4 protein-coding genes are annotated in these 8892 nt (G+C 73.1%); 1 reads left to right on the forward strand and 3 read right to left on the reverse strand.

What is annotated here, in order from left to right:
• Positions 1-15: 15 nt before the first annotated feature.
• The gene (locus ACP4J0_RS35675) at positions 16-444 is read right to left on the reverse strand and encodes a hypothetical protein (protein ID WP_426603172.1); all 429 of its coding nucleotides are present in this window, start codon (positions 442-444) and stop codon (positions 16-18) included.
• Positions 445-658: 214 nt separating this feature from the next.
• On the opposite strand from ACP4J0_RS35675, the gene ACP4J0_RS35680 reads away from it, so the two are divergent.
• On the forward strand, positions 659-2629 hold the full coding sequence (locus ACP4J0_RS35680) for a hypothetical protein (protein WP_426603174.1): 1971 nt from the start codon (positions 659-661) through the stop codon (positions 2627-2629).
• A gap of 249 nt (positions 2630-2878) precedes the next feature.
• Here the strand turns inward: ACP4J0_RS35680 and ACP4J0_RS35685 are convergent, their stop codons facing one another.
• Both ACP4J0_RS35685 and pulA read right to left on the reverse strand, forming a co-directional pair.
• Positions 2879-3235 carry a 5-carboxymethyl-2-hydroxymuconate Delta-isomerase gene (locus ACP4J0_RS35685; RefSeq protein WP_426603176.1) on the reverse strand — a complete coding sequence of 119 codons (357 nt, stop codon included), beginning with the start codon at positions 3233-3235 and terminating at the stop codon, positions 2879-2881.
• Between the two features lie 56 nt (positions 3236-3291).
• The gene (gene pulA, locus ACP4J0_RS35690; RefSeq protein ID WP_426603178.1) at positions 3292-8709 is read right to left on the reverse strand and encodes a pullulanase-type alpha-1,6-glucosidase; all 5418 of its coding nucleotides are present in this window, start codon (positions 8707-8709) and stop codon (positions 3292-3294) included.
• Between the last annotated feature and the right edge of the window lie 183 nt (positions 8710-8892).

Below are 8892 nucleotides of genomic sequence, written 5' to 3' on the forward strand. Positions count from 1 at the left end.
TCGTCCCCGTACGGGTCAGCCGCCGTGCCCGCCGTGCCCCGGCGCGTGGCCGCCGCCGTGCCGCGTGCCCTCCTCCAGGGTTCCGCCGAGCCGTCCGCGCAGGTCCGCCACGACGTCCTCGTGGCCGACGGCGACCCACTTGCGGCCGACGAGGTAGTGACCGCCGTAGTCCTTGGCCGTGTCGAGCCACTCGCGCTGCCCCCGGTCGGTGGCGAAGGTGGCGAGGACGTACTTCTCGTCGCCCTTCTCGCACAGGGCCTGGCGGATGGTGTCCTCGTCGGTCTGCATGTCCGGGGCGCACCGCGCCTCGGCGGCCAGGTGCTCCAGGCTGCCGGTCGCCGTCTCGGGCACGGCCGCCCCGGCGTCCCCGTCGGGTCCGCAGCCCGTCAGCGCCAGTACCGCCGCCGCTCCGGCCAGCGCGAGCATCGGTCGGGTCAGCCTCATGTGTTCCTCCGGTCCGCTGTGGCGACATGCCGCGCGGAGCCCCGGCGAGGGCTCCCGCCATCGGTACGGCCGCGGGGCGCGAAGTATTCAGCGATCCGGGCGCCCTACCGGGCACGCCCGTGCGAAAGTGGCGGCCGTGGACCAGGACCGACATCCACCCTCCGGGCTTCCGGCCCCCCGGTGACCATCCCCCCGTTCGCTCGTTCTGCTGAACGTGCAGCCACAGGATGTCGCCCCGCGCCCCGCACCGTCCTCCGCCTCCCCCGCCCACCCGGTCGTCGACGTCGAGCAGGCCGAGGCCGCGCTCGTCGAGCACTACCCGCGTCTGGTCCGGATCGCCTACCTGGTGCTTCCGCCCGGCCTCGGGCGCAGCCGCCGCGTCCTGACCGCGCACGCCCTCACCCAGCGCGCGCTGCCCCGCAACCGGACGACGACACCCGTGATCCCGGCCCAGTCGGCGGGCCCCGGCGTCGACCCCGGCTACGCCCTGGTCCGCCTCCGGGTCGTCCGTACGGCACTGGAGGCGGGCCTCCCGCTCAGGCGGCGCGCGTGGCCCAAGCGGTCCCAGCTGCCGCCGCTGCTGCCCCAGGTGAGGGGGCTCAAGCTCTTCCCGCGCTCCGGCGGTGCCGACGAACTCGCCCTGGACCAGCGGCTGTCGGCCCTCACCGCGCCGGGCCGGGCGGCGTACGTGCTGCGGGGGCTGGAGAAGCTCCCCGACGGCGACGTGCGGGAGCTGCTCGGGGCCGCCGGGGTCTCCGACACGGACGCCGCGCTGCGGGAGGCCGCCGAGGTGCCCGGCCCGTACGCGCTGCTCGGCTCCGCCGAGTTCGACCCCTGCTCGCTCCAGGCCCGGCCGACCGACCTGATGCGTCGCCGGCAGCACACCAAGGCCGCGCTGGTCGCCGGGGCGGCCCTGGTGGTGTGCGGGGCGCTGCTGGGCCTGCCCGGTGACGGGTGGGGGCCGGACGGTGCCGCCGCCCCGCCCTACGCCCGGAACCCGGCGGCCCAGGCCGCCCTCGACCCCGGCAGGCTCACGAAGGCCGCCCCCGCCGCGTGGAAGACCTCCGCGCGCACCGACTTCTCGGTGTGGCCGGCCCGCGGTGACCTCACCGGCGACGAGGAACTGCTGCGCCGCGCCCTCGCCGTCTGGGCCCGGCCCGGCGCGGGCGTGGGGGTGTCGGCGACGCCGGGCACCCCGACCGGCGGCCCCGCCGGCCCGCCCCAGCTGCTGTACGCCGGGAACGTCGACAACGCGCGCGTGGTGATCCTGCACGACGGTCTGCGCGTCACCAGGTACGCCGAGCCGAAGGACGGCACGGACGGTGCCGCCCTGGACTTCGCGCGCACCGACGGGGCCGACCGGGCCCAGGCGAACGCGGTGGTCCTCGGCCGGGCCGACGGCAACGTCCGCTACCTGACGGCCCCCTGGGTGACGAAGGCGGCCGGGCGGGACCTCGCCGACCCGGACTCCGGTGCGCGGGACCTGCCGCTGACCGGGGGCGTGACCCCGCCGGTGGCCGGCCCCGGGCAGCAGCAGCCGGAGGCGTGCACGTCCTGGAACGTCCTGGAGCTGACCGACGGCTCGGACACCCGTGTGGTGACCGACCTCGGCGAGCTGGTCCCGGCCCGCCTCACCACCGGGCGCCCCGGCTCGGTGGAGGACGCCTCCGGCGCGGAGGCGCTGGGTACCTGGGCGCCGTACGCCTGCTCGCTGGGCGCGGTGCGCGGCCAGGGCGTGCGCTCGGTGAACGCCTGGGAGTTCGCGACGCAGCCGCTGCCCGACGCGAGCGGAGCGGGACCGGGGTCCCCCCGCCCGGAGGGTGGGGGAGGTTCGGGGGAATGGGTGTGCACCCGGGCCGAGACCTGGCGCGGCAGGGGTGCGCGGGTGCTGGCCCAGTTCCGGACGCCGGGCGGGAAGCAGGGCGCGGTGGCGGCGAAGGCGCAGGACGTACCGGCGTGCGGTGAGCGCGACCCGCACGTGCTGGCCGGGGTGCTGTGGAAGTCGGAGGGCGGGCACTGGTACCTGCTCGCCGCCGGTGACCGCGGCACGGAGTCGGTGGCGGCGACGGGCGGCATCAGCGGCGCCGCCGACGGGAACCTGCTGACGGTGAAGACCGAGCAGGGCGCGCGGGCCGAGCTGACGGGCACCGTGGAGGACGGGCGGACGATCGGCGGGCTGCGGTAGAACACCGGCGCCCGGTCCGGCCCGTTCGGGGGCCGGACGCGATCGGTCGACGGCCCTGATCCGGCTGGACGGGCGCCGCGTCCCGCGCGCCCGAGCCGGAGGTCCGGCTCGTGCGGGACCTCGCCGCGCCGGCGGCGGTGAGCGCGGCCCACGACGAGGAGATCGGCGCCCTGCCGCGCCGCGTCCTCGACGGCGAGCCGGCCGCGGCCCGTTCAGCGACCTGGCCGGCCGGCTCACCGCTCTCGTGGGTCAGCTCTCGAACTTCCGGTACGACGGGTCCAGGTCGCGTATCTCGGCGGAGGCGTGCAGGGCGAGGCCGTCGCCCGGCTTGACGTACTGGCGCAGCAGCTCCAGTACGGCCTCGGTGAGGCGCACCTTGGTCTCGTCGGTGCGGCCGGCGAGCAGCCCGAGGGTGACGTGCACGACGGCGTGCCCCTCGGTGTCGGGGCCGACCGTGGTGTCCTCACCGCGGCGGAACTGCGTCTTGCAGGCCGGCGGCTTGGCGGCCGCGATCTCGACGACGGCGGTGTGCAGGGCCCGCGCGAAGGCGGGCCGGTCGAAGTCGTCCGCGAGCTCGGCGGAGTAGTCGACGGTGATCTGCGGCATGAGCCCTCCCGTTTCAGGAAACAGCAGGGCTCACCCTAACCGCAGCGCTCCCGCCGTCAGCCGGCCCGCTGGAACACGGCGACCGTACGGCCGGGCACGGTGAACGTGCCGGTCTTCGCCGCGTACGAGGACTGCTTCACGACGGAGTCGGCGCCCTCGGCCTGCACGGGATGCAGCCGGTAGCCGGTACCGGCCGCCGCCTCGACGCGCTGCTCCTGCCGCTCGGGGGTGGCGTTGAAGACGACCACGAGGTCACCGAGGCGCATCGTGATCACGCCGGGTGTCTCGTCCTTGCCGGAGAGCGGGAAGGAGAGCCGGGACTGCACCTGCCCCGCCGTGCCGAGGGAGAAGTCCTTCTCGCTCGTACGGATCTCCAGCAGGTCCCGGTACGCCGCCGAGGCGTCCGTGATCTGCGGGCAGCCGACCTTCACCGTGCTCAGCAGGGGCCCCGCGTACGGCCACTTGTCCTGGTTGTCGGCGGCCGGGGGCAGTCCGCGGCCGAAGCCGTTGCCGTCGGCGCAGTTCCAGTGGATGGCGTTGAACCAGTCCCCGCTGTCGTAGGAGTTGCGGTCCAGCGACTTGGAGCGCAGCAGGTCGGTGCCGGCCTGGGAGAGCGCCGGGCCCTGCGAGAGGGCGGCCGTCGCCATGGCGAGGACCTGCATGCGGGCCCGGTCGTCGGCGGACGTGTCCTTCGGCAGCTTGAAGGCGAGCGCGTCGAAGAGGGTCTCGTTGTCGTGCGCGTCGGCGTAGGCGAGGGCGTCGCCCGGGGCCTCGGCGTATCCGGCGGGGGCGCCGTTGTAGTCGACCTCGGAGCCCTTGACCTCCTTGCCGTCGGTGTCCGTGAAGGTGTAGCCGGCGAGGTTGCCGGTCAGGCCGACCTTGATCAGGTCCTGGTAGTGCAGCAGGCGGGCCTTCTGCTCGGCCGGGGTGCCGTTGTCCGCGGCGGGGTTGGGGTCGGTGTACAGGCCCGACGCGAAGCCCTGGACGCCGGGGTCGGCGTCGAAGGGGCCGCCGCCGCGCACGGCGTCGCGGGCGCGGTCGGAGAAGGTCGCGATGCCGGTGCCGGCCATGTTCTTCTGGGTGGCCTGCGTGAAGCGGGCGTCGTCGGCGACCTCGCCGAAGTTCCAGCCCTCGCCGTACAGGATGATCTTCTTGCCGTCGACGCCGTCCTTCTTCAGGGTCAGCTCGTCCAGCGCCTCGCGGACCGCGAGGATGTTCTCCTTCGGGTGGTGGCCCATGAGGTCGAAGCGGAAGCCGTCGACCTTGTACTCCTTGGCCCAGGTGACGACCGAGTCGACGACCAGCTTGCCCATCATGGCGTTCTCGGTGGCGGTGTTGGCGCAGCAGGTGCTGTTCGCCACCGAGCCGTCGGCGAGGAGCCGCTGGTAGTAGCCGGGCACGATCCGGTCGAGGACGCTGGTCTTCGCCTGGCCGCTCGCCGCCGTGTGGTTGTAGACGACGTCCATGACGACCCGCAGGCCGTCCTCGTTCAGCGCCTTCACCATCTCGCGGAACTCGACCGTGCGGGCGGTGCCGTCCGGGTCGGTGGCGTAGGAGCCCTCGGGGACCGTGTAGTGGTACGGGTCGTAGCCCCAGTTGTAGGCGTCCTTGGCGGCGGCCTTCGCCACGCACTCCTGCTGCCGGCCGGAGTCGGCCGGGAGCGCGGCGAGGTCGCAGTCGACGGTGGCCTGGTCGGACTTCTTCTCGGGGATGGTGGCGATGTCGAAGGCCGGGAGGAGGTGGACGTACGACGTGCCCGCCTCCGCGAGCTCGCGCAGGTGCTCGGAGCCGTCGCTGTCCTTGTCGGTGAAGGCGAGGTAGGTGCCCCGGTGGTCCGCGTCCGCCGTCCGGTCCGCGACGGAGAAGTCGCGGATGTGCAGCTCCTGGATCTGGGCGTCCCTGAGCGGTACCGCCTCGGGCTTGTCGTAGCTGTCCCAGCCGCGCGGGGCGAGCTTGCGGTCGTCCAGGTCGACGACGAGGCTGCGCTCGGAGTCGGTGGTCAGGGCGAGCGAGTAGGGGTCGGTGACCTTGTTGGTGACGACCTCGCCCGCGTCGGGCGACCACACCCGTACGACGTAGCGGTAGGCCTTGCCCTTCCAGGACTTCGGGCCGGTGGCGGACCAGACGCCGGTGTCGTCGTCGCGCCGCATCCGGACCGTGCGGTCACCGATCTCCAGGGACACGCTCTGCGCGGTCGGCGCCCACACGGACAGCGTGGGCCGGCCGTGCCGGAAGGTCGGTCCGAGGTCGGCCCGGGTCGCGTCGGCGGCGTACAGGTCGTCCAGGACGCCGGCGGTCTGTACGCCCGTCGCCGCGAGGAGGGCGCCGGTGGCGGCGCGCTGGGAGGCGACGACCTGGCCGCGCAGCGCCTCGCGCACCCGATCGCGGTCGCGCGGGTCGACGGACCAGGCGGCGTAGTCCGCGAGGTGCGGGAACTCCGCCTTCTGGGCGTCGGTGAGGGTGGTCCTGGTGAGGCGGAGCCAGGTGGCGTCGCCGCCGCCGGTCAGGGTGCCGTTCTCGGCCTTGACCGAGCCGGTGCGGGAGGCGAGCAGCTGGGTGGAGGCGGCGCCCTCGGAGCCGTTCCAGGCGACGGTGTTCCGGTCGATCCAGACCGCCTCGGAGGTGGTGAGGTCGACGGCCGCCGCCGAGCCGGCCGGCTGCGGGAGCAGGTACTTCTCCTCGCCGCTCAGCAGCCACACCTCGTGGCCGTCGGCCTTGAGGTCGAGGGCCTGGTCGGTGGGCAGGTCCTTCTCGTCGCCCTTGTGGACGATGTAGCTGAGACTGGTGGCGCCCTCGGTGAGCGGTACCTCGAAGACCGCGCCGTAGGGGTCGGTCCTCACCGGTGCCAGCGGCTCGGACCAGTCGGTGGGGTGCGCGGCGTCGCCCCAGACGTGCAGGCCCCAGCCTTCGTAGTTCCCGTCGGCGCGGTGGTAGTGCAGGACGGCCTTCGTCCTGTCCTGGGCGGGATACTCGGGGCGCTCGGTGAGCACCTGCTCCTTGCCCTGTTCGATCCACACCTCGCCCGTGCGCGTGACGTCGATCGTGCGGTCGGCGGTGACGTCCTTGGTGCCGTCCTTGTCGACGACGAGGAAGCTGACGTTGCTCGCGCCGGGCTTGAGCCTGACGTGGGCGAAGGCGCCGTAGGCGTCGCGGCCGGTGAAGGGGTGGCTGTCGGGCCAGGTGGTCGCCTCGCCGTCGGCGAGGTCGCCCCAGGCGTACAGGCCCCAGTCGTCGTAGTTCCCGTCCTCCCGCTTGTAGTGGACGATCGCGTGGTCGCGGGAGGCGGCGGTGGGCGGCTGCTCGACGGGCGGGGTGCCGGTCGTGGAGGCGGCCGTGGCGCTCGCGGTGCGGCCCGCCGAGTCGACGACGACCGCCTTGTAGCGCAGGGCGGTGCCGGCCGGGGTGTCCTCGCCGATGGTGTGGGTGACCTTGTACGGGGCGTGGTCGGCGGAGCCGAGGGTGCGCCACTTGCCGTCGCCGGTCTGGGCGGCGAAGACGACGCGGCCCAGCTGTCCGCCGTCGACGTCCGCCGTCACCTCGACGGTGCCGGTGGCGCCGGGGGCGGGGGCGGTGAGGGTGACCGTCGGCCCGGTCGCGGGCTCGGCGAGCGGGCCGGCGGCCTTGAGGACGACGGCCGACCCGGCCGGGACGGTGACCGTGACCTTGCTGTCGGCGCCCGACTTCACGTCGTCGTCGGTGCCGTACAGGCCGTGGAAGGTCATGCCGGGCGAGCCGGTCGCGAAGGTCGCGGTCTTCGCCTCGCCCGCGTTGTTGAAGGCGACGAGGTACTCGGTGCCGCTCTCGGCGTCGGTGCGGGAGACGGCGTAGACGCCGGCGCCGTCGGCCGCGTAGCGCTCGGTCTGCACTCCGTCGGCGAGGGCGGGGTGGGCCTTGCGGAGCTTCGCGAGAGCGCTGATCTGCCGGTAGAGCGGTGCTCGCGTGTCGTACGCGTCGTCGGCGTGGGTGCGGTCGGTGCCGAGCTGGTCGTCGTCCAGGTAGTCGGCGGTGCGGGAGGCGAACATGGTCTGGCGGGCGTCCTTGTCGCCGCCGGCGCCGGTGAAGCCCTGCTCGTCGCCGTAGTAGACGACGGGGTTGCCCCGGTTGAGGAACATCAGCTCGTTGGCGAGCCGCGCCTTCTTCAGCAGCTGGGCGTCGGTGGCCTTCGGGTCGTCCTGCTTGAGGAAGGTGCCGAAGCGGCCCATGTCGTGGTTGCCGAGGAAGGTGACCTGCTCGTAGGCGTTGGCCTTGTCGGTCGTGTACTTCCAGTCGTCACCGAAGACGGCCGCCAGCTTCTTGGCGCTGCCGCCCTGGGAGGCGTAGGCGCGGGCGGCGTCCTGGAAGGGGAAGTCCAGGGTGGAGTCCAGGCGGCCCTGGGTGACGTACGGGGAGGTGACGGCGGTGTCGGCGGAGTAGACCTCGCCGAACATGAAGAAGTCGTCCCGGCCCTTCTTCGCCGCGTAGGCGTCCAGCGCGGTGGCCCACTGGGTCCAGAACTCCATGTTGACGTGCTTCACGGTGTCGATGCGGAAGCCGTCGATGGCGAAGTCCTTCACCCACCGCTGGTAGATCTTCTCCATGCCGCTGACGACCTCGGGCCGTTCGGTCCACAGGTCGTCGAGGCCGGAGAAGTCGCCGTAGGTGGCGGACTCGCCGGCCCAGGTGGAGTCGCCGCGGTTGTGGTACATCTCCGGGTCGTTGAGCCACTTCGGGACCTTGAGGTCCTTCTTCGCGGCGGGGACGACCGGTGTGCGCGGGAAGGAGCCCCCGTCCACGCGTGGGAACCCGCGGTCGCCGTCGGCGTAGTCGGCGTCGTCGAAGGGCTCGCCGTCCCGGGTCAGGTACGGGAAGGCGCCCTTGGACAGGTAGTCGTAGGACTTCTCCTCGTAGTCGACGACGTCGGCGGTGTGGTTGGTGATGACGTCGAAGAAGACCTTCATGCCCTTGGCGTGCGCCTTGGAGATGAGGTTCTTGAGGTCCTGGTTGGTGCCGAAGTGCGGGTCGACCTGGGTGAAGTCGGTGATCCAGTAGCCGTGGTAGCCGGCGGAGGCGTTCTCGCCCGTCCCCTGCACGGGCTGGTTCTTGAAGATGGGCGCCATCCAGATGGAGGTGGTGCCCAGGCCCTTGATGTAGTCGAGCCTGTCGGTCAGGCCCTTGAGGTCGCCGCCCTGGTAGAAGCCCTTGTCGGTGGGGTCGTGGCCGGTGGTGAGCCGGGTGCCGGTCAGGCCGCCCTTGTCGTTGCGGGTGTCGCCGTTGGCGAAACGGTCCGGCAGGACGAAGTAGAACTGCTCGCGGGTGAGGTCGTGGCGCGCGTCGGCCTTGGCGAGCTTCGCGTCGGACGGGGGCGCGGGCGGGGCGTCGGCCCGCGCGGCGAGGGGCGGGAGGAGTGCTGCGGCGAGCGCGGTCACGGTGACGGCCGCGACCCGTCTCGCTCGTGCGGTGCGGCGCGCGACAGGCACCGGCCATCTCGGTATCACAGGCGTGAACTCCTTGCGACTACGGCTCGATCGGGTCCGACCCCGGCGAGACGGTAACGCCGACGCAAGGCTTGCAGCAAGAGCCTTGAAAGTAACGGAAAGGATTTTCACGGCTCTTGCTCGGAACCCCCGCCCAGCACAGACCGGCCTGCCCCGGGAGAAGGACTCCCGGGGCAGGCCGGT

The organism is Streptomyces sp. WG7, assembly GCF_049975785.1.
Taxonomy (GTDB): Bacteria; Actinomycetota; Actinomycetes; order Streptomycetales; family Streptomycetaceae; genus Streptomyces.